Annotated in this window: 28 protein-coding genes, 1 pseudogene and 1 riboswitch; of the genes and pseudogenes, 21 read left to right on the forward strand and 8 right to left on the reverse strand. The window is 67.5% G+C overall.

The features are described from left to right. A riboswitch (molybdenum cofactor riboswitch) is annotated at nucleotides 1–125 on the forward strand. The 5 genes from EBI04_RS09745 (at nucleotide 119) to EBI04_RS09765 (ending at nucleotide 4,507) form a co-directional block, all read left to right on the forward strand. Then, nucleotides 119–1,159: an ABC transporter substrate-binding protein gene (locus EBI04_RS09745; protein ID WP_135257932.1), complete on the forward strand. Its 1,041-nt coding sequence runs from the start codon at nucleotides 119–121 to the stop codon at nucleotides 1,157–1,159. Its footprint overlaps the riboswitch before it by 7 nt. 1 nt (nucleotide 1,160) lies before the next feature. Beyond that, entirely contained in the window at nucleotides 1,161–2,186 is a 1,026-nt protein-coding gene (locus EBI04_RS09750; RefSeq protein ID WP_206202031.1) for a FecCD family ABC transporter permease, read from the forward strand. After that, nucleotides 2,183–2,968 (forward strand): ABC transporter ATP-binding protein, encoded by a 786-nt coding sequence (locus EBI04_RS09755; RefSeq protein ID WP_135257299.1) that lies wholly within the window; start codon nucleotides 2,183–2,185, stop codon nucleotides 2,966–2,968. Before EBI04_RS09750 ends, EBI04_RS09755 begins: the two co-directional genes overlap by 4 nt. Next, on the forward strand, nucleotides 2,940–3,725 hold the full coding sequence (locus EBI04_RS09760) for a class I SAM-dependent methyltransferase (protein ID WP_135257300.1): 786 nt from the start codon (nucleotides 2,940–2,942) through the stop codon (nucleotides 3,723–3,725). Before EBI04_RS09755 ends, EBI04_RS09760 begins: the two co-directional genes overlap by 29 nt. Further along, on the forward strand, nucleotides 3,722–4,507 hold the full coding sequence (locus EBI04_RS09765) for a TSUP family transporter (protein ID WP_135257301.1): 786 nt from the start codon (nucleotides 3,722–3,724) through the stop codon (nucleotides 4,505–4,507). Before EBI04_RS09760 ends, EBI04_RS09765 begins: the two co-directional genes overlap by 4 nt. 23 nt (nucleotides 4,508–4,530) lie before the next feature. Here the strand turns inward: EBI04_RS09765 and EBI04_RS09770 are convergent, their stop codons facing one another. After that, nucleotides 4,531–5,490 (reverse strand): quinone oxidoreductase family protein, encoded by a 960-nt coding sequence (locus EBI04_RS09770; RefSeq protein ID WP_135257302.1) that lies wholly within the window; start codon nucleotides 5,488–5,490, stop codon nucleotides 4,531–4,533. Between the two features lie 28 nt (nucleotides 5,491–5,518). Here EBI04_RS09770 and EBI04_RS09775 point away from each other — a divergent pair, with 28 nt between their 5' ends. Together EBI04_RS09775 and EBI04_RS09780 are read left to right on the forward strand one after the other, a co-directional pair. Continuing rightward, complete coding sequence (locus EBI04_RS09775) at nucleotides 5,519–5,899, forward strand: HEPN domain-containing protein (RefSeq protein WP_135257303.1); 381 nt, start codon at nucleotides 5,519–5,521, stop codon at nucleotides 5,897–5,899. After that, nucleotides 5,856–6,227 (forward strand): nucleotidyltransferase domain-containing protein, encoded by a 372-nt coding sequence (locus EBI04_RS09780; protein WP_135257304.1) that lies wholly within the window; start codon nucleotides 5,856–5,858, stop codon nucleotides 6,225–6,227. Before EBI04_RS09775 ends, EBI04_RS09780 begins: the two co-directional genes overlap by 44 nt. A 37-nt stretch (nucleotides 6,228–6,264) precedes the next feature. Here the strand turns inward: EBI04_RS09780 and EBI04_RS09785 are convergent. Continuing rightward, nucleotides 6,265–7,313, reverse strand: a pseudogene (locus EBI04_RS09785) (NADH:flavin oxidoreductase/NADH oxidase). A 94-nt stretch (nucleotides 7,314–7,407) separates the two neighbouring features. Between EBI04_RS09785 and EBI04_RS09790 the strand changes: the two are divergent. Further along, complete coding sequence (locus EBI04_RS09790) at nucleotides 7,408–8,097, forward strand: hypothetical protein (RefSeq protein ID WP_135257305.1); 690 nt, start codon at nucleotides 7,408–7,410, stop codon at nucleotides 8,095–8,097. A 79-nt stretch (nucleotides 8,098–8,176) separates the two neighbouring features. Here the strand turns inward: EBI04_RS09790 and EBI04_RS09795 are convergent, their stop codons facing one another. Continuing rightward, nucleotides 8,177–8,644 (reverse strand): NUDIX hydrolase, encoded by a 468-nt coding sequence (locus tag EBI04_RS09795; RefSeq protein WP_135257306.1) that lies wholly within the window; start codon nucleotides 8,642–8,644, stop codon nucleotides 8,177–8,179. Continuing rightward, complete coding sequence (gene prfA, locus EBI04_RS09800; RefSeq protein ID WP_135257307.1) at nucleotides 8,644–9,708, reverse strand: peptide chain release factor 1; 1,065 nt, start codon at nucleotides 9,706–9,708, stop codon at nucleotides 8,644–8,646. Before prfA ends, EBI04_RS09795 begins: the two co-directional genes overlap by 1 nt. Before the next feature lie 65 nt (nucleotides 9,709–9,773). Here prfA and EBI04_RS09805 point away from each other — a divergent pair, with 65 nt between their 5' ends. Beyond that, on the forward strand, nucleotides 9,774–10,571 hold the full coding sequence (locus EBI04_RS09805) for a ZIP family metal transporter (protein ID WP_135257308.1): 798 nt from the start codon (nucleotides 9,774–9,776) through the stop codon (nucleotides 10,569–10,571). 27 nt (nucleotides 10,572–10,598) lie between these two features. Here the strand turns inward: EBI04_RS09805 and EBI04_RS09810 are convergent, their stop codons facing one another. Further along, nucleotides 10,599–11,189: an SCO family protein gene (locus EBI04_RS09810; protein WP_135257309.1), complete on the reverse strand. Its 591-nt coding sequence runs from the start codon at nucleotides 11,187–11,189 to the stop codon at nucleotides 10,599–10,601. Continuing rightward, complete coding sequence (locus tag EBI04_RS09815) at nucleotides 11,186–11,599, reverse strand: copper chaperone PCu(A)C (protein WP_135257310.1); 414 nt, start codon at nucleotides 11,597–11,599, stop codon at nucleotides 11,186–11,188. Before EBI04_RS09815 ends, EBI04_RS09810 begins: the two co-directional genes overlap by 4 nt. Nucleotides 11,600–11,689: 90 nt before the next feature. On the opposite strand from EBI04_RS09815, the gene EBI04_RS09820 reads away from it, so the two are divergent. The 10 genes from EBI04_RS09820 to EBI04_RS09865 are packed head-to-tail and all read left to right on the forward strand — an operon-like array spanning nucleotide 11,690 to nucleotide 17,981. Beyond that, a complete protein-coding gene (locus EBI04_RS09820) occupies nucleotides 11,690–12,877 on the forward strand; it encodes a NosD domain-containing protein (RefSeq protein WP_167481938.1) in 1,188 nt (395 codons plus the stop codon). After that, nucleotides 12,856–13,533 (forward strand): ABC transporter ATP-binding protein, encoded by a 678-nt coding sequence (locus tag EBI04_RS09825; RefSeq protein ID WP_135257311.1) that lies wholly within the window; start codon nucleotides 12,856–12,858, stop codon nucleotides 13,531–13,533. The genes EBI04_RS09820 and EBI04_RS09825 overlap by 22 nt, the downstream gene beginning before the upstream one ends. Further along, nucleotides 13,517–14,218 (forward strand): nitrous oxide reductase accessory protein NosL, encoded by a 702-nt coding sequence (locus tag EBI04_RS09830; protein ID WP_135257312.1) that lies wholly within the window; start codon nucleotides 13,517–13,519, stop codon nucleotides 14,216–14,218. The genes EBI04_RS09825 and EBI04_RS09830 overlap by 17 nt, the downstream gene beginning before the upstream one ends. 12 nt (nucleotides 14,219–14,230) lie before the next feature. Beyond that, nucleotides 14,231–14,671 carry a hypothetical protein gene (locus EBI04_RS09835; RefSeq protein WP_135257313.1) on the forward strand — a complete coding sequence of 147 codons (441 nt, stop codon included), beginning with the start codon at nucleotides 14,231–14,233 and terminating at the stop codon, nucleotides 14,669–14,671. A 59-nt stretch (nucleotides 14,672–14,730) separates the two neighbouring features. Then, entirely contained in the window at nucleotides 14,731–15,240 is a 510-nt protein-coding gene (locus EBI04_RS09840; RefSeq protein WP_240695278.1) for a nitrous oxide reductase accessory protein NosL, read from the forward strand. Beyond that, a complete protein-coding gene (locus EBI04_RS13830) occupies nucleotides 15,237–15,986 on the forward strand; it encodes a hypothetical protein (protein ID WP_135257314.1) in 750 nt (249 codons plus the stop codon). Before EBI04_RS09840 ends, EBI04_RS13830 begins: the two co-directional genes overlap by 4 nt. 8 nt (nucleotides 15,987–15,994) lie before the next feature. Then, a complete protein-coding gene (locus tag EBI04_RS09850; RefSeq protein ID WP_135257315.1) occupies nucleotides 15,995–16,444 on the forward strand; it encodes a hypothetical protein in 450 nt (149 codons plus the stop codon). Then, nucleotides 16,419–17,015: a MazG family protein gene (locus EBI04_RS09855; protein WP_135257316.1), complete on the forward strand. Its 597-nt coding sequence runs from the start codon at nucleotides 16,419–16,421 to the stop codon at nucleotides 17,013–17,015. The genes EBI04_RS09850 and EBI04_RS09855 overlap by 26 nt, the downstream gene beginning before the upstream one ends. 29 nt (nucleotides 17,016–17,044) lie before the next feature. Then, nucleotides 17,045–17,515 (forward strand): NUDIX hydrolase, encoded by a 471-nt coding sequence (locus EBI04_RS09860; RefSeq protein WP_135257317.1) that lies wholly within the window; start codon nucleotides 17,045–17,047, stop codon nucleotides 17,513–17,515. Beyond that, nucleotides 17,478–17,981 carry a type 1 glutamine amidotransferase domain-containing protein gene (locus EBI04_RS09865; RefSeq protein WP_135257318.1) on the forward strand — a complete coding sequence of 168 codons (504 nt, stop codon included), beginning with the start codon at nucleotides 17,478–17,480 and terminating at the stop codon, nucleotides 17,979–17,981. The genes EBI04_RS09860 and EBI04_RS09865 overlap by 38 nt, the downstream gene beginning before the upstream one ends. Here EBI04_RS09865 and argB read toward each other — a convergent pair. Next, nucleotides 17,971–18,717, reverse strand: coding sequence for an acetylglutamate kinase (argB, locus tag EBI04_RS09870; RefSeq protein WP_135257319.1), 747 nt, complete (start codon nucleotides 18,715–18,717; stop codon nucleotides 17,971–17,973). The genes EBI04_RS09865 and argB overlap by 11 nt on opposite strands. Then, entirely contained in the window at nucleotides 18,710–19,201 is a 492-nt protein-coding gene (locus tag EBI04_RS09875; RefSeq protein WP_135257320.1) for a hypothetical protein, read from the reverse strand. The genes argB and EBI04_RS09875 overlap by 8 nt, the downstream gene beginning before the upstream one ends. Before the next feature lie 17 nt (nucleotides 19,202–19,218). Between EBI04_RS09875 and dnaX the strand changes: the two genes are divergently transcribed. Together dnaX and EBI04_RS09885 are read left to right on the forward strand one after the other, a co-directional pair. Then, entirely contained in the window at nucleotides 19,219–21,087 is a 1,869-nt protein-coding gene (dnaX, locus tag EBI04_RS09880) for a DNA polymerase III subunit gamma/tau (RefSeq protein ID WP_135257321.1), read from the forward strand. Nucleotides 21,088–21,094: 7 nt separating this feature from the next. Then, on the forward strand, nucleotides 21,095–21,376 hold the full coding sequence (locus EBI04_RS09885; protein ID WP_015716013.1) for a metal-sensitive transcriptional regulator: 282 nt from the start codon (nucleotides 21,095–21,097) through the stop codon (nucleotides 21,374–21,376). Nucleotides 21,377–21,411: the final 35 nt, after the last annotated feature.

A 21,411-nucleotide genomic window follows, 5' to 3' on the forward strand; every position in this document is an offset into this window, starting at 1 on the left:
AAATCGGCCTGCCTCCGAGCCCGGATAGACCCCTTGGGCCTTCCGGGCCGGGCCGGATGGCCCCGGGGTGGCGGGGGCAACCCTGCCGCCTGCCGCGGTTGCAAAGGAGGTGTTGGACGTGCCCCAAAATCCCCATCGGCGTGCGTTTCTCAGGACCGTAGCCTCCCTGGCCTTTCTCCCCTTGCTCGGCAGGGCCCAGGGTGGGGCCCGGCTCACCCGCCTTTTCGGTCCCCCCCTGCGGGGTCCGGTGCGCCGGGTTTTCGTGGCCGGGCCGCCCGCGGCGGTCATGGCCTATGTCCTGGCCCCGGAGAAGCTCCTGGGCTGGCCCACCCGGTTGGGGCAGGAGGCCTTGGCCTACCTGTTGCCCGAGGTAAGGGGGCTTCCCGTCTACGGGCGGTTGGTGGGCAGTTCAGCCACGGTCTCCGTGGAAACCCTCCTCGCGCAAAAGCCCGACCTCATCCTGGACGTGGGCACCGTGGACGCCACCTATCTTTCTGCGGCGGAGCGCATCTCGTCCCAGACGGGCATTCCTTACGCCTTGGTGGACGGCCGCCTGACGGAGAGCGCGGAGCAGCTTCTGGAGGTGGGCCAGCTCCTCGGGGTGGAGGACCGAGCCCGGCGGCTGGCTGCCTACGCCCGGGTGGCCCTGGCCGAGGCCGCCCGCTACCGGGCCCGCTCGGGGCCCAAACCCAAAGTCTACCTGGCCCGTACGGCGAGCGGTCTGGAAACCGGCCTCGGGGGCTCCATCAACGTGGAGGTCATCGAGGTGGCGGGTGGGGTCAACGTGACCGCAGCCGCAGGCCGGGGCGGGCTCACCCGGGTTTCCTTTGAGCAACTCCTGGCCTGGCAGCCGGACCTGATCCTCACCCAAGACGCCTCGTTCTTCCAGCTGGCCCGGCAAGATCCCCTCTGGCGCCGCCTCAAGGCGGTGCAGACCGGGCAGCTCTACCTGGTGCCCAGCCTGCCCTTCGGCTGGCTGGACGGGCCCCCGGGGGTGAACCGTCTCCTGGGCCTGCGTTGGCTGGTCCGTCGGCTGAACGCGGGGGTAGAGCCCCTGGACTGGCGGGTGGAAACCTGGCTCTTCTACCGCCTCTTCTACGGCCTCGAGCCGAGCGCCCAGCAACTGGAGGCCCTCCTGGCGGGCCTGCAAGGGGGTTGAGATGCGTCCCCTGGCCCAGGGTTCCTGGGGCTTTCCCGTGGGGAAGCGGTCCCATGGGGTGATCTTCGCCTTTCTCCTCCTGCTCCTCCTGGTCGCTGGGGTGTGGGCTTTGGCTGTGGGCCAGTACGCCCTGTCCCTGAGGGAGGTGGGGGAGGTCTTCTTGGGGCGGTCGACGGAGACCGCCCAGGTGGTAATCCTCGGGGTGCGCCTTCCCCGGGTTCTGGCGGCGGCGCTGGTGGGGGCGGCCCTGGCCCTGGCCGGGGCCGCCTACCAGACCCTCTTCCGCAACCCCCTGGCCGCCCCCGACGTCCTGGGGGCCTCTGCGGGGGCAGGGTTTGGCGCCTCCTTGGCCATCCTCCTTTCCTTGCCCCTCCTGCTCGTCCAGTGGATGGCCTTCCTGGGGGGGCTCCTCGCGGTGGGGCTGGTCTACCTGGTGGCCCGGATGGTGCGGCGGCACGACCCCGTGCTGGTCCTCGTCCTGAGCGGGGTAGCGGTGGGCACGCTGTTCTCCTCGGGGATTTCCCTGGTCAAGGTGCTGGCGGACCCCAGCGTGCAACTACCCTCCCTCACCTTCTGGCTCATGGGGGGGCTGAACGGGGTGAACGCCCAGGTGTTGCCGCCCTTGGCGGCCCTGGTGGCCCTAGGGGCCTTGCCCCTCTTCCTCCTCCGCTGGCGGCTTAACCTCCTGAGCCTTCCCGACGAGGAGGCCCTGGCCCTGGGGGCCAACGTGGCCGCCCTGCGGGCAGGAGTGGTGGCCTCGGCCACCCTCATGACCGCGGCGGCGGTTTCCGTCACGGGGATCATCGGCTGGGTGGGTCTGGTGGTGCCCCACGCGGCCCGGCTCCTGGTGGGCCCGGAGCTGTCCCGCCTCCTGCCTGCCTCCGCGCTTTTGGGCGGGGGATTCCTCCTGGTGGCGGACACCCTGGCCCGGACCCTGGCCGCCATGGAGATCCCCTTGGGGATCCTCACCGCCTTGGTGGGGGTTCCGGCCTTTCTCTTCCTCCTGGCTCGAGGGGGTCGGGGATGAGCCTCGAGGCCCGCGGGCTTGGCGTGGGCTACCGGGGGCGGCCTGTGCTCTGGGACCTGGACCTGCGGGTGGCCTCCGGGGAGGTGGTGGCTCTCCTGGGGCCCAACGGGGCGGGCAAGACCACCCTCGTCCGCACCCTCCTGGGGCTCCTACCCCCCCTTGCCGGAGGGGTGTACCTGGAGGGCCAGCCCCTGGCCCGTTACCCCCGTCCCCTCCTGGCCCGGAGGTTGGCCTACGTACCCCAGGCCCACCAGGGGGTTTTCCCCTTCACCGTGGAGGAGGTGGTCCTCATGGGGCGCACCGCCCACCTGGGCCCCTTCGCCCTGCCCTCGGCCCGAGATCGGGAACGGGCCTGGCAGGCCCTGGAGGCCCTGGGCATCGCCCACCTGGCCCACCGACCCTACACGGAGGTAAGTGGCGGGGAACGTCAGCTGGCCCTCCTGGCCCGGGCCCTGGCCCAGGAAGCGGAGGTCCTCATCCTGGACGAACCCACCTCCTACCTGGACTTTGGCAATCAGCTGCGGGTTCTGGACCAGATCCGTTTCCTAAAGGAGCAGGGCAAGGCCGTTCTTTTCAGCACCCACCAGCCGGAGCATGCCCGGGAAGTGGCGGACCGGGTGCTCCTCCTGGGCCAGGGGGAGGTCCTGGGGGAGGGGCCTCCAGGGACCCTCCTCACCCCCGAGCGCTTGGCCCAGCTCTACCGGGTGCCCCCGGAGCGGATCGCCCTCTACCTGCGGGAGGTGTCCCGTGGCCATGACCCCGGAGCAAGCCGAACGCTTTGACCGCTTCCGCCGCTACCCTCCCAAGGTAGCGGCAGCCATTGCCCAGGCCATCCTTCAGGCCCTGCCCCAAGGGGAGGCCCCGCCCACCCTGCTGGAGATCGGGGCGGGCACGGGGACCATGGCCCTGCCCCTCCTGCGCCTGGGGTGCCGCTACCTGGGCCTGGACCAGGACCCGGAGATGCTGCGGCGTTTCCGGGAAAAGGCGGCCGGGCTTTCGGGCTGGGAGCTTCTCCTGGCGGACGCCCGGGCCATCCCCCTTCCCGGGGAGAGCCTGGACGGGGTCCTCCTGGTGCGCTTCTGGCACCTGGTGGAGGAGTGGGAGGCCGTTTTGCGGGAGGCCTTGCGGGTGCTGCGCCCAGGGGGGGTGCTCCTGGAAGGGTTTGAGCGGATCGCCTCCCCGGAGGAGGAGGCCCTTTTCCGCGTCTGGGAGTCGGCCTTGGGGTGGGAGGGGATAGGGGTGGAGCGGGGGCTCCACGGGCGGCGGCTTCAGGAGGTGGGGGAGGCCCTAAGGGCCTTAGGGCTCGCCCCCGAGGTGCGGGAGGTGGTGGCCTGGCGGGAGGAAAGACCCCTGAGGGAGCTCCTGGAACTCTTGGAACACCGGGTCTTCCACTTCGCCCAGGAGGTGCCGGAGGCGGCCCACCGGCGGGCCATGGCCGCGGTCCGGGCCTGGGCCGAGGCCCGCTTCGGGGGCTTGGAGGCCCCCCTCCCCGCCGAGAAGCGCTTCTTCCTGCGGATAAGCCGCAAGGGGGCCCCATGAGGGGAGGGGTTCTCCTGGCCTTCCTGGTGGGCCTGGGGGTGGGGGCCTTCGGGGGGCTTTTGGGGCTTGGGGGGGCGGAGCTCAGGCTGCCCCTTCTCCTTTACCCCTTCGGCCTCGCTCCCCTGGAGGCGGTGATCGCCAACAAGGCCCTGAGCCTCCTGGTGGTGGGGGTGAGCCTACCCGCCCGCCTGGGCCACGTCCCCTGGGGGGAGGTCCTGGAGGGAGGAAGGCAGGCCCTGGCCCTCCTCATGGGGAGCGTCCTCGGGGCCTTTGGGGCCGCGGGCTGGGCCCGGAGGGTGCCCCCCGCCCTCCTGCGGCGGACCATGGGCCTCCTGCTCCTCCTCCTGGCCGGGGTCTTGGTTCTGGAAACCTTGGCCCGTGCGCAAGATCCCCTCCGCCTCTCCCCCCTCCTCCTCCAGGGGGTGGGCTTCCTCCTGGGCCTGGGCATCGGCGGGGTGGCGGCGGTGATGGGGGTGGCGGGAGGGGAGCTCCTCATCCCCACCCTGGTCCTGGTCTTCGGCCTCGAGCCCCGGCTGGCGGGGAGCGTTTCCCTCCTCATCAGCCTGCCCACCATGTTGGCGGCTTTCGCCCAGTACAGCCAGGACCGCACCTTCGCCGTGCTGTGGCGGCGGGGCGGGCTCCTTCTGGCCATGGGCCTGGGCTCCCTCCTGGGGGGAGCTTTGGGAGGCGGCCTCCTCCTGGGCTTGGTCACGGAGCGGGTTCTGCTCCTCCTCTTGGCCCTCCTCCTGGCCTTCTCCGGCCTCCGGCTCCTGGGCCACTGAGCGCCCCCCTGGGTTTACCCGCATTAGGGGACCAGGAGCACCTTGCCCGTGGTCTTCCGCCCCTCTAGGGCCTCGTGGGCTTCCCGGGCCTGTTCCAAGGGGAACTCCGCCCCGATGCGCACCCTAAGCCACCCCTCCCGGATGGCCTCAAAGACCTCCCCCGCCCGAAAGAGGAGTTCTTTACGGGTGGCGGTGTAGTGGTGAAGGGTAGGGCGGGTGAGGAAGAGGCTTCCCTTGCGGTTCAGCACCTGGGGGTCCATGGGGGGCACGGGTCCCGAGGACTGGCCGAAGAGGACCAAAACCCCCCGAGGGCGCAGGGCCTCGAGGCTCCCCTCAAAGGTGCTCTGCCCCACCCCGTCGTAGACCACATCCACCCCGCCCCCCGAGAGGGCCCGCACCGCCTGGGCGAAGCCCTCGTAGGGCAAGGCGTAGTCCGCTCCGGCCTCCTTGGCCAGGGCCCGCTTGGCCTCGGTGCTGGCGGTGGCGTAGACCGTGGCCCCGAGCCGCTTGGCCCACTGGATGAGGAGGAGCCCCACCCCCCCGGCCCCCGCGTGCACCAGGACCTGGTCCCCGGGGGCCACGGGGTAGGTGCTCTTCAGGAGGTAGTGGGCGGTCATGCCCTGGAGGAGGGCCGCGGCGGCGAGCTTGGGGTCCAGCCCCTGGGGCACGGGGACGAGCCTCTCTGCGGGCACCACCTGGTACTCTGCATAAGCCCCCTGCACGTTGGCGAAGGCCACCCGGTCCCCGGGGGTCACCCCAAGCACGCCCTCGCCCACCTTCTCCACCACCCCGGCTCCTTCCTCCCCTAAGGTGAAGGGAAGGGGCATGGGGTAAAGGCCCTTGCGCTTGTAGGTGTCGATGTAGTTAACCCCGATGGCCAAAAGCTTTACCAAAACCTCCCCTGGCCCTGGCTCGGGGGTGGGGAGGTCCTCGAGGGCCAGGACCTCCGGCCCGCCTGTCTGATGCACCCGTACGGCCTTCATGGGGAACAGTCTACGGTAAACTGGAGGGGTGAACCGGGCTAAGGACTGGCTTCTCCAGGCGGAATGGGACCTGGAGATGGCTGAGATCGCCCGGAAGGCAGGCCGGCACGAGTGGGCCTGTTTTGCCGCCCAGCAGGCCGCGGAGAAGGCGGTGAAAGCCCTCCACCTCCACCTGGACCAGGAGGCTTGGGGGCATGTGGTGGCCCGGCTTCTCAAGGAGTTACCCTTGGAGGTTCCTCAAGACCTGGTGGAGAAAGCCCGCTACCTGGATGGGCTCTACATACCCACCCGGTACCCCGATGCTTTTCCCGAGGGGCCTTCTGCGGAGCACTATGGCCCCTTGCAAAGCCAGGAGGCGGTGCGCTATGCCCGTGAAATCCTTGAATTCTGCCGTGCTCAGATGGCCTAGCCGGGAAGAAGTGGAAGGTGCCCTTCAGGCCTGGATGATCCGCCACCCCATCCCCGGCCTCCTGGCCCTGGGCTACTTCGGTTCCTACGCCCGGGGCGACTACGGGGTGGGAAGCGACCTGGATCTCCTTTTGGTGGTGGAGTCCTCTTCCCTTCCTTCCTGGCAACGGGCCCTAACCCTGCCCCTAGAGGAGCTTCCCGTGCCTGCGGAGGCCTTGGTCTATACCCTGGCCGAGTGGCAGGCCCTGCCCGAAAGAACCCCCCGCTTTGCTGAAACCCTGAGGCGGGAGGTGCGCTGGCTCCTTCATCACCCCGCCCTTTCTCCCTAGCCGACCGTGTCCCTAAGCCAGGATCTGGCCGGGGGTGCTAAAACCCCCTCTGGTACTGGGGGGGCACCTCCGGGGCCACGCCCAAGGCCTTGGCGGCCCGTAAGGGGAAGTAGGGGTCTCGGAGGAGGACCCGGCCCAGAAGCACCAGATCGGCGCTTCCCGCTTGCAGGAGGGTTTCCGCCTGCTCGGGAGTGGTGATGAGGCCCACGGCCCCTGTCCTCAGGCCCACCTTCTTGCGCACGGCATCGGCGAAGGGCACCTGGAAGCCGGGGGCCACGGGGATCCGCACCTTGGGCACTACCCCCCGCTGGAGCAGTCCAGCAGGTCCACCCCCAGGGCCTTGAGCCTCTCCGCGAAGGCCAGGGTGTCCGTTAGGCCCCATCCTCCTTCCCCCCAGTCCGCGGCGGAGACCCGCACGAAAAGGGGAAGCTCCTTGGGCACCACTTCCCGCACCGCCTGGGCCACCTGGAGGGGAAAGCGCATGCGGTTTTCCAGGCTTCCCCCGTAGGCGTCGGTGCGCTGGTTGGAGAGGGGGGAGAGGAAGGAGGAAAGGAGGTAGCCATGGGCCATGTGGAGCTCGATCACCTGAAAGCCTGCCCTAAGGGCTCGTCTGGCTCCTTCCACGAAGGCCTTTAGAATGCGCTCCATCCCTGCTTCGTCCAGGGGTTCGGGTACGGGGTAGCCCTCGGCAAAGGGGATGGGGCTTGGCCCCACCACCCGCCAGCCCAGGGGCTTGCCTCCTTCCCAGGGCCTGGCGGTCCCCGCCTTGCGCCCGGCGTGGGCCAGCTGGATCCCCGGCACCGCCCCCGCTTCCCGGATCCTCTGGGCGAGCTCCCTCAGGCCCGGAAGGTGATCCTCCGACCAGATGCCGAGGTCCTGGGGGCTAATACGGCCCTCGGGGAGGACAGCGGTGGCCTCCACGATCGCCAGGCCCACGCCCCCCAGGGCCCGGGTGGGGTAATGGAGGAGGTGCCAGTCGGTTACCTCCCCTTCCAAGGTGGCCGAGTACTGGCACATGGGGGACATGGCCAGGCGGTTTTTCAGCCGGAGGCCGCCGAGTTCCAGGGGGGTGAAGAGCAACGCCATGCCTCCATTATGGAGGGCCCTTGAAGGAAAGCGAGGTGGCTAGTCCCGTAGGGGCTGGGTTTCTCCGTACTGTTTTTTGGGATAGACTGGTCTTATGAACCCCGGCTTCGGTCAGGGGCAAGGCTCGGATCTGGCGGCTGCCTTCCGCTACGTGGAAAGCCTCCTCTTCGGGGATATGGAGCGCCCCGGCCTCACCCTCTACGACCTGGAGCGCTTGGTGGGCTACCCCGCCAAGGGGGAGGGTCCTTTGGCCTACACCCTGCCCCGCAGCAAGGGCCTTTCCGGGGTGCAGGCGGTGCGTCTGTACTACTATCCCAAGGATCCCGTCCTTCAGCTCATCGTGGAGATTGAGGATCTGGAAGGGAGAAGGCACCTTCGCCACTTCCGCTGGAACGGGTTTACCTGGGAAACCCCCGAGGGGGGACAGGGGGAGCTGAAACCCACCCGGGAGGATCCAGCCTCCGTTCAAGTGGGGGAGGATTTCTTCCTGGGCTTTCCCCGGGAGGAGGCCCTCGAGCTGGAGGAGGCGGTGCGCAAGGGGGAGGCCTCGGGGGTCAAGTACCTCCTGTGTCCTCGGTGCCACACCCGGGTCTTCTACGCTCCCTCGGTCCGCCCCGCAGGCCTCGTCTGCCCTCGGTGCGGCAACCCCACCCTCCTCTTCAAGACCCTTTCCGCGCCGGAGGGAGCCAAGGACCCCCTCGAGGCCCTGGCGGAGGAGCAGCGGGCCCTGCGCAGGGCCATCGAGGAACTCACCGCCTACCTGAAGCGCAAGCTAGGCCCCTAACTCCCCTTTGCCGTCCTTCGCTCTTCTCCTGGAACTCGGGGCCATGCTCCATGCGGACCGGGTCCGCGAGGGGTGGCCTTCAGACCCGGGTGCCCGGCTGGCCCCAGCCGGTGTAGGCGTAAAACCGCCCCCGTTCCCCCGCCAGGTAGTCCAGAAGAGGCTCCTGCAGGGGGCGGTGGCCCTGAAGCCTTGCCGCCACCTCCTCTGGGGTGAAGAAGCGGGCCTCCACGATGTGGCCGTCGGGATCGCGGGGGTTTAAAAGCCCCTCGTAGCTGGCCCTGAAGGCCAGGGCCAGGGTGCGCTCGTTCTTGCGGCGGTCCTCCACCTGGATGGCGTAGGCCAGGTGCTCAACGGTCTTCACCCGGAGGCCCGTTTCCTCCCGCACCTCCCGCACCAGGGCCTCCAGCACCGTCTCCCCGGGTTCCACGGTGCCCCCGGGGAGGGTGTAGCGCACCTGGCCCCGCCGGCCCCAGTCGTTCCCCACCAGGAGGACCCGCCCCTGGCGGTCCAGCAGGATGGCCGCCACCACCAGGATCTCGCGGCGCATCACGCTTCCGTCAAGGCCTCCAGCTGCCGTTCCTGGTCGGCCCGCTTGAGGGCTTCAAGAAGGGGCTGGAGGTGCCCCGAGAGGATGCCCTCGAGGTCATGGGTGGTGAAGCCGATGCGGTGGTCCGTGACCCGGGACTGGGGGAAGTTGTAGGTGCGGATCTTCTCCGAACGCTCCCCGGTGCCGATCTGGGCCAGGCGGGTCTGGCGAAGCTTCTCCGCCTCCTCCGCCCGCCGCATCTCCAGGAGGCGGCTACGCAGGATCATCAGGGCCTTCTCTCGGTTCTTGATCTGGCTCCTGGAGTCCTGGCAGGTGACCATGATGCCCGTGGGCAGGTGCACCACCCGCACCGCGCTGTCCGTGGTGTTCACCCCCTGGCCCCCAGGCCCCGAGGCCCGCATCACGTCGATGCGGATCTCGTCCATGTTGAGCTGAAAGTCGGACTCCTCCGCCTTGGGCAACACCGCCACCGTGGCCGTGGAGGTGTGGATGCGTCCTTGGGTTTCCGTGGCCGGCACCCGCTGCACCCGGTGGACCCCGCTTTCGTACTTGAAGGTGCCGTAGGCCCCGGGCCCCCGCACCTCGAAGACCACCTTGGAGAAGCCTCCCAGGTCCGTGGGATGGGAGTCCAGGATCTCGGTTTCAAACCCCATCTCCTCGGCGAAGCGCAGGTACATCTCCAGGAGGTCCCGGGCGAAAAGGGCGGCCTCCTCGCCCCCGGTGCCGGCGCGGATCTCCACGATGGCGTCCCTCTCGTCCATGGGGTCCTTGGGCAGGAGGTGGCGTTCCAAGGCCTTTTCCAGCTCCGCCTTCCGGGAAAGGAGGGCTTCCTTTTCCGCCTTGGCCACTTCCTTTAGCTCGGGGTCTTCCAGGAGGCCTTCCACGCCTTCCAGGTCCTCGAGGACCTTCCGGTACTCCCGGATGAGGGCGATCACCTCCCCCATCTCCGCATAGCGCCGGGAGAGGGCCTGGTAGCGCTTTTGGTCCTTGAGGACCTCGGGGTCGGCGAGGAGCGCCTCCAGCTCCCGGTATTCCTCTTCTAGGCGCGCAAGCTTATCCAGCATACCTTACCTCAGGATACTCCAACCCAGGCTTGCCTTCGGGTTTAGGTATGCCTAAACTAGGGGGCATGGAAACCCCGGTTTTCCTCTACGCCCTCTTAGGGGGGCTCTTCACCTGGGGGCTTACCGCAGTGGGGGCGGCCAGCGTGTTCTTGGCGCAAGAGCCTAGCCGCAAGCTCCTGGATGGGATGCTGGGCTTTGCCGCGGGGGTTATGCTGGCGGCCAGCGTCTTCTCCCTCCTCCTTCCCGGCATGGAGATGGCCGCATCCCAGGGAATGATCCCCTGGGTGCCCGCCGTGGTGGGCTTTCTCCTAGGTGGGGCCTTTTTGCGCCTACTGGATCGGTTTCTTCCCCATGTCCATCTGGGCCCGGGGGCCCGGGAGGAAGGGATCCATACCCTGTGGCGGCGCACCACCTTGCTGATCCTGGCCATCACCCTCCACAACTTCCCCGAGGGCCTGGCGGTGGGGGTGGCCTTTGGGGCTGCGGGGCTTGACCCCACAGGGGCGGCCACCCTGGGCGGGGCCGTGGCCTTGGCGGTGGGCATCGGTCTGCAAAACCTCCCCGAGGGTTTGGCGGTGGCCTGGCCCCTAAGGCGGGCGGGCATCGGGGCGGGGAGGGCTTGGTTTTATGGGCAGCTTTCCGCCATCGTGGAACCCTTAGGAGCCCTTCTGGGAGCTCTTCTGGTCACGCAGATGCTCTACCTGTTGCCCTACCTCATGGCCTTGGCGGCAGGGGCCATGGTCTTCGTGATCGTGGAGGAGGTCATCCCGGAAAGCCAGGCGGAGGGCAACGGGGATATCTCCACCTTCGGGGTGATGACGGGCTTCGCCCTCATGATGGCCCTGGATGTGGCCCTGGGTTGATTCCTTTCTTGGGCTTGGGAATCCCTGTTACAACAAGGCCCGGAGGTCCCCCACGACTTTCTCCGTTTCCTCCACCTTGTCCGGGCTAAAGAGGAGGATCAGGTTCCCCTCTTTCACCACGAAGGTGGTGGCGGTGTGGTCCACCAGGTACTCCCCCGGGCCCCGGTACTGGGTCTTCTGGTAGTAGACCCCGAAGGTCCGGGCCACCTCCTGGATGGTTTCCGGGCTTCCCGTGAGGCCCAGGAAGCTGGGGTGGAAGCCCTTGGCGTACTGGTCGGAGATCTGTGGGGTATCCCGCTCGGGGTCCACGCTGATGAAGATCACCTGTACCCTTTCCTGTTCCTGGGGGGAGAGCTTCTCGTAGGCCCGTTTTAAAGCCAGCATGGTGGTGGGGCAGACGTCGGGGCAGTGGACGTAGCCGAAGAAGATGAGGACCAGCTTGTCCTTAAGCTGGGAAAGCTGTACCGGGCCCTCGGGCCCCTCGAGGGTGAAGTCCACGGGCTTGGGATTCAGAAGCCGGGTGCCGTAGAAGGCGTGGGAGCCCTTGGGCAGGAGGAGGTAGGCCACCCCCACCAGGGCGAGGACCAGGAGTACGGGCAAGAGGAGTTTCCCTTTCATCGCATCTCCACCGGCAGGATCACCCTGAGCCTGCTGCCGTCTTGGAACCTCAGGACCAAAGCCACCTTCTCCCCTGCTTTCAGGGGGCGCTTAAGCCCCTCCAGCATGAGGTGGTACTTGCCCGGGCGGAACTCCACCCGGCCTCTTGGGGGAATGTCCAGGTAGGGAAGGGGGCGCATGCCCAGGACCACCTGGCCTCCCCGGTGTTCCCTATGGTCCTGGTGGAAGGAAACCCGCTCGGCCACATCCGTTTCGGCTCCCACCAGGCGCAAGGGGGTCTTGCCCCGGTTTTCCAGGGTCAGGTAGGCGGCGGTGTCCTTCACCACCGGGGGCACCAGGCGGACCCAGCCCGGGGTGGCCACAGCCTGGGCCAAGGCCACACTTCCCAGCAACAGGAAGAGCCACCTCATACCTCCAGGCTACCAGGAGGGGAGGGACATCTGTACTCCCCAGGGGTGGGGAGTACAGATGTCCCGTCCTTCCCTTCTATCCTAGGGGCGATGCGGCCCGTTCTTATCCTGGGCTTCCTGGCCCTTCCAGGGCTGGCCGCTCCGGTGCTTCGCCTGGAAGGGGAGGTAAGGGGTCCATTGGTGCTTTCCACCCCCAACCTGGCGGTGGAGGGGCAGGGGGCAGTCCTGCGGGGGAACAAGGGGCACACCCTGAGCCTCCTCGCCCCGGGGATCAAGGTGCGGGGACTAAGGGTGGTGGGGGCGGGGCCCGAGGGGGATTTCTTTGAGCCCGACGCCGCCGTTTACCTCCGAGGGTGCGAGGGATGCCTGCTGGAGGATGTGAGGGTGGAGGAGGCCCCCGCTGCGGTGCGGGTGGAGGATTCCCCGGGGGCCACCATCCGGGGGCTTAAGGCCCGGGGCCTCGAGGATTCCCCGGGGGTTTTGGTCTACTCCAGCCCTAAGGTCCGGGTGGAGGGAAGCCACCTCCAGGGCTTCATGGATGGGATCTACGTGGAGTACAGCCCGGGGATGGAGATTAGGGGCAATCTTCTGGAGAGGAACGGCCGCTATGGTTTCCACGTGATGTTCTCCTGGCAGGTGGGCATAGAGGGCAACCTGTCCCGGGATAACGGCGTGGGCAATGCGGTGATGCATGGGGCGCAGAACCTGGTGCGGGGAAACCGGCTTTATGGGCACAAAAGCCCGGTGGGCTACGGGCTTCTGGTCCAGGACGAGCGGGAAACGGAGGTTCAGGAAAACCTCTTTGCGGAAAACACCCTAGGCCTGGTCCTCATGGACGCCCAGGGGGTGAGGGTGTGGGGCAACGGCTTCCGGGAAAATGGCACCGCCTTGCGCATCACCCGGGAGCGGGGAGGGAACTCGGCTTGGGTAGAGAAAAACGCCTTCCAGGGGAACCTTTACGACCTTGCGGTGGACGATCCCGAGGCCAAAGCCCGGGTGGTGGGGAACCTGTATGACCGGGCCTCTGGCCTTCCTGTTCCCCACCTGCCCACGGGCTCCTTCGCCCTCCTCTTGGCCCGCCAGCCGGAGCTTTCCCTCTTCGCCCTCTCCCCAGGGGTGCTCCTCTGGGAGGCGGCGGAGGCCCAGGTGCCGGGGCTAAGGCTGGTGGCCCTGGCCGATCCCAAGGCGGAGCCCTTGGCCAGGGAAACCCGGCCCCATGGGGGGTGGCTGGTCCTAGGTCTTTTGGGAGGTGTCCTATGGTGGCGGTGGAGGGCCTGAGGAAGCGGGGGCGGCTCCTAGGGGTGAGCCTCCGGGTGGAGGGGGGCGTGGTGGGCCTTTTGGGCCCCAACGGGGCGGGGAAGAGCACCTTGTTGGCCCTCCTCGCCGGGCGCCTAGGGCCCGATGGGGGGGAGGCCCGCCTCCTGGGCCGCGCCCCCCGGGACCCCAAGGCCTTGCCCCTTCGGGCTTACCTCCCGCAAAGCCCCAGGCTTTTTCCCCACCTGAAGGCCCTCGAGGTCCTGGAGGGAGCCAGACGGGTAAAGGGCTTGGGGAAAAGGGCCCTGGAGGAGGTGGTGGAGCGCATGGGCCTGGAAGGTTTTCTGCACCGGCCTGTGGCCGTCCTTTCCGGAGGGCAGCGCCAGCGCCTGGCCCTGGCCGCAGCCCTCATGGGGGACCCCCCCATCTGGCTCCTGGACGAGCCCACCGCCGCCTTGGACCCCAAGGGGCGGGAGCGCTTCTGGGCCTGGGTAGGGGCCAAGCGGGAGGGGGCGGTCCTCCTGGCCCTGCACCACGTGGAGGAGGCCCGGCGGGCGGACCATCTGGTGCTCCTGAAGGGGGGTGAGGTCCTGGAGGAAGGCCCCCCCGAAGTGGTTTTGGGCCTAAGGGACGAGCGCGTCCCCTGGCTAATGGAGGTGCTCTATGAGGAACCGGCGTGAGGTGCTGAAGGTTTTGAGCGGTCTAGTGGTGGCGGCCCCGGTGCTGGCCCAGCACGGGGGACACGGGACGATGGGCGGGGCGGCTCCCGCCGCCTCCCCGGGCGCGGTGATCCCCGCCAAGCCCATCCCTTGGGAGGACGGCCAGTGCGCCTTCTGCGGCATGCCCATCAAGACCCCAGAGGGGCAGTGGCGGGGGCGCACCTTCCCCAAGGGCTTCTTCGAGCAAACCTATTCCCAGATCGCCTTTGAGAAGCCCAGGCCCGCCCCCCATGACCCCAAGCAGGTGGTGGAGGCCCTGCACTTTGAGAGCATCGCCTGCATGGTGAACTACGCCTGGGTGCTCGGGATTAGGGACGGGGAAGGGGCCACCTTCTACGTCACCGACCGGGGGGCCTACGACCCTGCCCGCCCCCAGGAGAGCGTGCGCCTGGTCCCGGCCCGGGCCGCCACCTATTACTGGGGGGAGAAGATGATGGTGGTGATGAACGCCAAGCTCCTGGCCTTCGCCAGCGCCAAGGCGGCCCAGGAGTTCGCGGAGAGGAACAAGGCCCAGCACGGCCGCCAGCGTTTTTACAGCTTCCAAACCCTTTGGGACCTGGCCCCCCTTCCCGAAATGAACCTAGTGGCCCTCCTGGCCCAGCACGCGGGGCTTTTGGGTCCACAAGGAGAAGGACACAGCCACTAAGGAGGTGATGCGATGAGGTGGGTGATCTGGCTTCTAATGCTGACGGGCCTCTGGACCCTGGCACATGAGAGCCGGCAGGTGGGGGAGTACAGGGTGGTCATCGGTTTCTTGCAGAACCCCGCCTTTGCTGGTTTTCCCAACTCGGTGGACCTCCGGGTTACGAGAGGGGACCAGCCTGTGGAAGGCCTGGAGAAGACCCTTCGGGTAGAACTCATAGCCCCTAATGGGGAGAGGATGCTCCTAGAGCTTAGCGAGGCTCATGGTCAGCCCGGTTACTACCGCGGCTGGTTTATCCCTGGGGTTCCGGGGAACTACCAGTTCCGCATTTTTGGGAAGATAGGCGACTTGGAGGTGGACGAGACCTTCGCTAGGTTCTACCATAGCAAGCAGGCGGTGCTGGACCCCAAGGAGTACACATTGCCGAAGCCAGCCAGCCACGGGTCTAGCCACTAGGGGTAAGACAGGGGGTCTTGGCCGGAGAAAGACCCCCTGGAGAGACACCGAGGGAGGCTGTGAAACTGAACCGGAGAGTCTTTCTTGCTTCCCTTCCTTTTTTCCTAAAGGCCTTGGCGGCTCCTCGAGGCCTAAGGGTAGGGGTGGACGCCTGCCCCTACTGCTTCATGACCATCCTGGACGCCCGCCACGCCGCCCAGGCGGTGAACCCCCAGGGGAAGGCCTTCTTCTACGACGACCCCGCCTGCCTCCTGGACCAGCTGAACGGCTGGGGCGGGCCGAGCCTTACGGCCAAGGAGGTGTACCTGGCGGATTTTGCGGCCAGCACCCGCACGGCCCCTAGATGGATCCCGGCGGAAGGGGCGGTGCTCTACCACCATCCCAGGATCCGCACCCCCATGGGCTCGGGGCTTCTGGCTTTCGCCAGCCGGGAGGCTTTGGAGGGGCACCTTAAGGAGCGGCCCGAGCGGGGGGGTGGACGGATCCTCACCTGGGCCCAGGCGCTTAAGGAGGGGGAGAAGCGCCCCTGGGTGCCTGCCGACATCTTTTCCCCTTCCAAGGCTCCATGAGCCCCCTTTTCTTCAAGGAGATCACCCGCAACCCCTGGACCTTCGGCCTGTTCCTCCTTCCCTTCCTCCTGGCCCTGGGCTTCCTGGGACGGGGAGAGGGGGTGGGGCTGGTGGGGCTGTACTCGGGCCTTCTCCTCCTCCTTCCTCCCTTGGTCCTGGCCCTGGGGGTGCCCCTATTGGCCTCGAGGGAGGAGTGGGCCTTCCTCCTTGGACTTTCCTTGGGGGCCTTCCGGGGCTTCGGCCAGGGGGTCCTGGGGATCTTCCTGGGTCTAGGGCTTCCCCTCATGCCCGGCCTTCTCCTGGGGGCGGGATTCTTGGGGCTTTCCGGGAAGGCCGCCTTATGGCTTTTGCTTTCCGGCCTTGGCCTCCTGGCCTTCTGGGTGGGCCTTGCCGCCCTGCTTTCCGCCTTGACCCTGGAGGAAAAGCGGGCCCTGGGCCTGGGGTTTGGCCTTTTCGGCCTCTTGAACATCCTTTATGGACCCCTGGTGGTGGCCCTGTCGGTGCGCCTTAAGGACTATCCCCTGGAGGGCCTTCTCACCCTGGCCCTGCTTCTCAACCCTCAGGAGATCCACCGGGTGGGGCTCCTGGCCAGCTTGAAGGCCCCGGTACTTACCGGGCCCCTGGGGTACCTGGTGGCGGAGCGGCTTGGGGAGGTGGGGCCTTGGCTGGGTTTCCTTTACCTGGCCCTTTCAGGGCTTGTCCTAGCCCTATTGGGCGCCCTGGTCTTTGCCCGTCGGGACCGGTAGCATAGGGCATGCGCCTCCGTCTGGCGGCCTTTTTGCTCATCCTTCCCTTTTTCCTACAGCTTTTGGGCTTTGGGAAGACCCCTTTGGGCGGGGGGCTATGTGGGGAGCTTTTCCTGGTGCAGAACCCCGCCCTGGCCTTCCAGACCCCGGGGTTCTGGTACGCCCTTCTCTTCATGGGCCTGTTGGCCCTCGAGCTGGGCTACGGCCTCTCCTTGCTCCTCCTGCCCCTTCTGGAGGTGCCCATAGGCCCGGGCTGGCGGCGCTTGGGGCGGTACCTGGTGGGGGTGATGGGGGGGCTTTTCCTCCTCACCCGCATCACAGGTCTACCCGCCCCGGGGCCCGGGGGGTGGGTGCTGGAGCGGGCTCCGGTGGACCCCCTTTCCCTGCTCTTGGTGGGCCTTTCCCTGGCAGGGGGTTTCCTCCTGAGGGAGAATGGGGGGCATGGAGCGACTTCTTGAGGTGATGCGCCGCCTCAGGGGCCCTGGGGGCTGCCCCTGGGACCGGGCCCAGACCCATGAAAGCCTCATCCCGTACCTTTTGGAGGAGGCCAGCGAGGCGGCGGATGCCCTTTTAAGAGGGGATTCCAAGGAGATGGCGGAGGAACTTGGGGATGTGCTTTTGCAGGTGGCCTTTCACAGCGTCATCGCCGAGGAGGAAGGGCGGTTCTCCTACGAGGACGTGGAAAGCAGCATCGTGGAAAAGCTCATCCGCCGCCACCCCCATGTGTTCGGGGAGGGCACGGCCAAAACCCCGGAAGAGGTGAAGGCCCGCTGGGAAGAGCTGAAGGCGGAGGAAGGGAAAAAGGAGGAGCCCTGTGGGCTACCCAAGCACCTTCCCACCCTGCTTCGGGCCTATGAGCTCCAGCGAAAGGGCGTGGATCCGGGAAGCGAGGAGGGCCTGAGGGCGGCCCTGGAGAAAGGGGACCTCGAGGAGGCGCTTTGGAACCTGGTGGGGCTTTTCGCCAAGAGGGGCCTGGACCCCGAGACCGCCTTAAGAAGGCGCTCCCAGAGCGCCTGCCAGGAGGGCTAGCCCTTCCCGAGGGCTTCCGCCTGGCGGCGGTGGCCGTGCCCCTTCTTGGGGAAAGCCTCCTTTTCACCCTAAGGAGTCCTCACCTTCCCACCCACGCCGGGCAGATCAGCTTCCCGGGAGGAGCGGTGGAACCGGGGGAAACCCCCTTGGAGGCCGCCCTGCGGGAGGCCGCGGAGGAGGTGGGCCTTTTGGGGGTGGAGCCCCTGGGGTACCTTGCCCCAGTGCTTTCCCCTCAGGGTTTCCTGGTCCAGCCGGTGGTGGTTTTCCGGGAGGATCTTCCTCCCCTAAGGCCTAATCCCCTCGAGGTGGCCGAGGTCTTCCTGGCCCCATTAGAGGAGCTTCTCCAAGTAAACCCCTGGAGCGAGGTGCGTCTGGGCCGCACCGTCTGGCATTTTCCCTGGCGGGGGGTGGACATCTGGGGGGTGACGGGGAATATCCTTAAGGAGTTCCTGGAGGTGTGGCGTGAAGCGAGTGGGGATTCTTCTGGCGGACCTTTTTGACGAGCGGGAGTTCCTGTACCCGTACTACCGGGTGCAGGAGGCGGGGTATACTCCGGTGGTCATCGGTTCTGAGGCCCGGGAGTACAGGGCCAAGTCGGGTTTTTCCTGGAAGGCGGAGGTAAGCGCCCGGGAGGCACCGGGGCTGGCGGGCCTCCTCATTCCCGGAGGCTTCGCCCCCGACTACCTGAGAAGAAGCCCTGAGGTGCTGGCCCTGGTGCGCCGGGTGGCGGAAGAGGGAAGGCCCATCGGGGCCATCTGCCATGCGGGCTGGGTTCTCATCAGCGCCGGGCTGGTGCGAGGCAGGCGGGTCACGGGGTTTTCCTCCATCCGGGACGACCTGGAGAACGCCGGGGGGCTTTACCAAGAGGCTGGGGTGGTGGTGGATGGAAACCTGGTGACCGCCCAAGGGCCCAAGGACCTGCCCGGGTTCGTCCTGGCCTTTTTGGAGCTTTTGGCTAAGGGGTGAACCGGGTTCCCCTCTCCCCTTGCAAAACCCCGGCCACGACTCCCCTTTCCCCCCGGGCGATGGCGGCCCAGGGGGCACCTGCCCTAAGGGCGCTTAAGGCCGCTTCCACCTTGGGGATCATGCCCCCCTGGATCACCCCTTGGGCCTTCAGGTCGTCCACTTCCTTCGGCGTGAGGTGGGGGAAGCGGGTGGCGGGATCCTTGGGGTCCCTTAAGACCCCGGGCACATCCGTGAGGAAAAGGGCAGGCCACCCCAAGGCCCCGGCCACCGCTCCGGCGGCGGTGTCGGCGTTCACGTTCAAGGGGCCCTCCTCGTCCAGGGCGATGGGGGCGAGGAGGGGGGTGTAGCCCTTTTCCAGGAGGTCCAGGAGCAAGCCCACTTCCACCCCCACCACCTCCCCCACCCGGCCCAGGTGGGGTAGGGCCTTTCCCTGTAGGCCCAGGGCATCCCGGCCGGAAAGGGAAAGGGTCCTGCGCCCTCTTCGGGAAAGCCCCTCCGCCAGGCGCTTCCCCGTGAGGCACAGGCTCATCTCCACCACCTCCATGTGCTCAGGGGGCGTTACCCGCAGGCCTCCCTCAAAGCGGCTTTCCAGACCCAGGCGGGTAAGCCAGGCCCCGATCTCCGGCCCGCCCCCGTGCACCAGGACCAGGGGGCCGGGGTAGCTGGCGAGTTCGTCCAGCAGGGTTTCGGCACCCCTTAGGCTTCCCCCCACCTTCACCAACAAGGGTTCACTCAAGGTAGATCACCTCCTCGGGCAGGTCCCCTTCCTCCTCGGCCTCCAGGAGGTCCAAAAAGCCCAAGGCGGCGTGGTCGGGGTGGAGGCCGAAATGGGCCGCTAGGGCCTGCACTGCGCTTACCGGGGGCATGCCGCTGGCCTTCTTTAGCAGGGGCATCAGCTCCGAAGGGGCCATAAGCCTTTCCCCTAGCTCCGCTCCCTGGGCCAGCTCCGCCTGGACCTTTCCCCCTTCGGCCAGGAGAAAAAGAAGCTCCTCCTCCGCCAGGACCAGGAAGGCCAGGGCCTTCCCCAGTTGGGAAAGTTCCTCCAGGAAGGCCCGGATGGCCTGGGGGTCCTCCTGGGCCTCGAGGGCCTCGTGGTAGAGGCTCACCCAGGGAGGATCCGGAACCAGGTAGACCCCGGCCCCCAGGGTTTTGCCCTGAGCCCAGGCCGGCACCCTTTCCAGCGGGGCCTCCACGTGGAGGGAGAGAAAGCTCCGCACCAAGCCCTATACTAGCCCTTGTGAGCGCCCTTTACCGCCGGGTCCGCCCCCTCACCTTTGAGGAGCTGGTGGGCCAGGAGCATGTGAAGGAGCCCCTGGTGCGGGCCATCCGGGAAGGACGCCTCGCCCAGGCCTACCTCTTTTCCGGCCCGCGGGGGGTGGGGAAGACCACCACCGCAAGGCTCTTGGCCATGGCCGTGGGGTGCCAGGGGGCGGAGCGCCCTTGCGGGGTTTGCGCCCACTGCCAGGCGGTGCAAAAGGGAGCCCACCCCGATGTGGTGGAGATCGACGCCGCCAGCAACAACTCGGTGGAGGACGTGCGGGAGCTTAGGGAGAGGATCCTCCTCGCCCCCCTTTCCGCCCCCAGGAAGGTCTTCATCCTGGACGAGGCCCACATGCTCTCCAAAAGCGCCTTCAACGCCCTCCTCAAGACCCTGGAGGAGCCTCCGCCCCACGTGCTCTTCGTCTTCGCCACCACCGAGCCCGAAAGGATGCCCCCCACCATCCTTTCCCGAACCCAGCACTACCGCTTCCGCCGCCTCACGGAGGAGGAGATCGCCTTTAAGCTCCAACGCATCCTCCAGGAGATGGGGAGGGAGGCGGAGGAGGACGCCCTTCTCCTGGTGGCAAGGCTTTCGGACGGGGCGCTTAGGGATGCGGAAAGCCTTTTGGACCGCCTGCTTCTCCTGGAAGGTCCCTTGACCCGAAAGCAGGTGGAGGAGGCCTTAGGCCTTCCGCCCAGCGAGGCGCTTTCCCGCCTGGCCCGGGGCCTGGCCCAGGGGGACCTTAAGGAAGTGCTCTCGGAGGCTCGGGGGCTTTACGCCAAGGGCTTCGCCCCAAGGAGCCTGGTGGGAGGGCTCATGGAGGTGCTCCGGGAAGCCCTATACGCCGCCCACGGCCTGCCGGGGGAGGGCCTCGAGGCTCCTCCCGAAGCCTTACTGGAAGCCCTCACCGCCTTGGACGAGGCCACGGAGCGCCTTGCCAAGCGCTCGGACCTCCTGGCCCTGGAGGCAGCCCTGTTGCAGGCGGCCAGGGTTTTCCCGGCGGCCCCCTTGTTCCAGCCGGGCAAGGGGGAGGTTCAGCCCGCGGTCAGCCCTCCCTCCGGGGAAGGGGTGCGGGCCGAGGCGGCTTTGCCTGAAGAGCCGGCCCATTTGCGTGGGCAAGGGGCTTCCCAGGAAGACCTGCCCGAGTTCCATCCCACCAAGCCCCTGGTGCCGTCGGGTGCCAAGGAAACAGGCCCTTCCAGGGAGATGGTGGGGGCGGACCTGGCCGGGAGGTGGTGGGTGTTCCTGGAGGCCCTGAAGCCCACCCTGAGGGCCTTCCTCCGGGAGGCCCGGCCGGGCTTGGAAGAAGGGCGCTTGGTGCTTCGCTTCCCCGAGAGCAAGGCCTTCCACCACAAGCGGGCTGAGGACCAAAGGGCCACCCTTCTCCCCCTGGTGCGGGCCCACTTCGGGGTCGAGGAGGTGGTCTTTCTCCTGGAAAAAAAAAGCCCAGACCCTAGGCCTCCTTCCCGGAACCTTCCTTTGCCCGGGGAAAAACGTGGGCGTGGGGAAGAGCCCAAGGCCGCCGAGCCCGCTTCCCCAGCCCTGCCCCATGGGAGTGTCCAGGAGGCCAGGGGTTTTCCTGGAGGGGAGGAGGAGCTGTGGGAGGCCTTGCCCGAGCCAGCCGAAAGGCCGCCTTCCGCGGAAGCTCCTTGGCGAGGGGAGGAAGACCCCTTCGGCCAAGACGCCATGGCGGAGGAACCCATAGGGCTTCCTGAGGATCCCAACCGGCGCCTGGCGGAGATCACCCGGCTCTTGGGGGCGCGGGTTCTATGGGTGCGCAGACCCAAGCTTCCCGAGGCCGAGGAGCCGCTGAGCGAAGACGACATAGGGGGTACTGGTATATAATGCCCCCATGACCAAGACCACCGAGCTGGGTCAAGAGACCGTAGAAAACATCCTTAAGCGGCTACGGCGTATCGAAGGCCAGGTGAGGGGTTTGCAGAAGATGGTGGCGGAGGGGCGTCCCTGCGACGAGGTGCTTACCCAGATGACCGCCACCAAAAAGGCCATGGAGGCGGCGGCCACCTTGATCCTGGAGGAGTTCCTCAACATCTGCGCCGCCGAGGTTTCCGAGGGCAAGGTGGACCCCAAAAAGCCCGAGGAGATCGCCACCATGCTGAAGAAGTTCATTTAGCCCCTTGCTGGGTCGCAGAGGCCAAGGCTTCGGGC

Origin of the sequence: Thermus caldilimi (genome assembly GCF_004684245.1) — a bacterium.
Lineage (GTDB): Bacteria > Deinococcota > Deinococci > Deinococcales > Thermaceae > Thermus > Thermus caldilimi.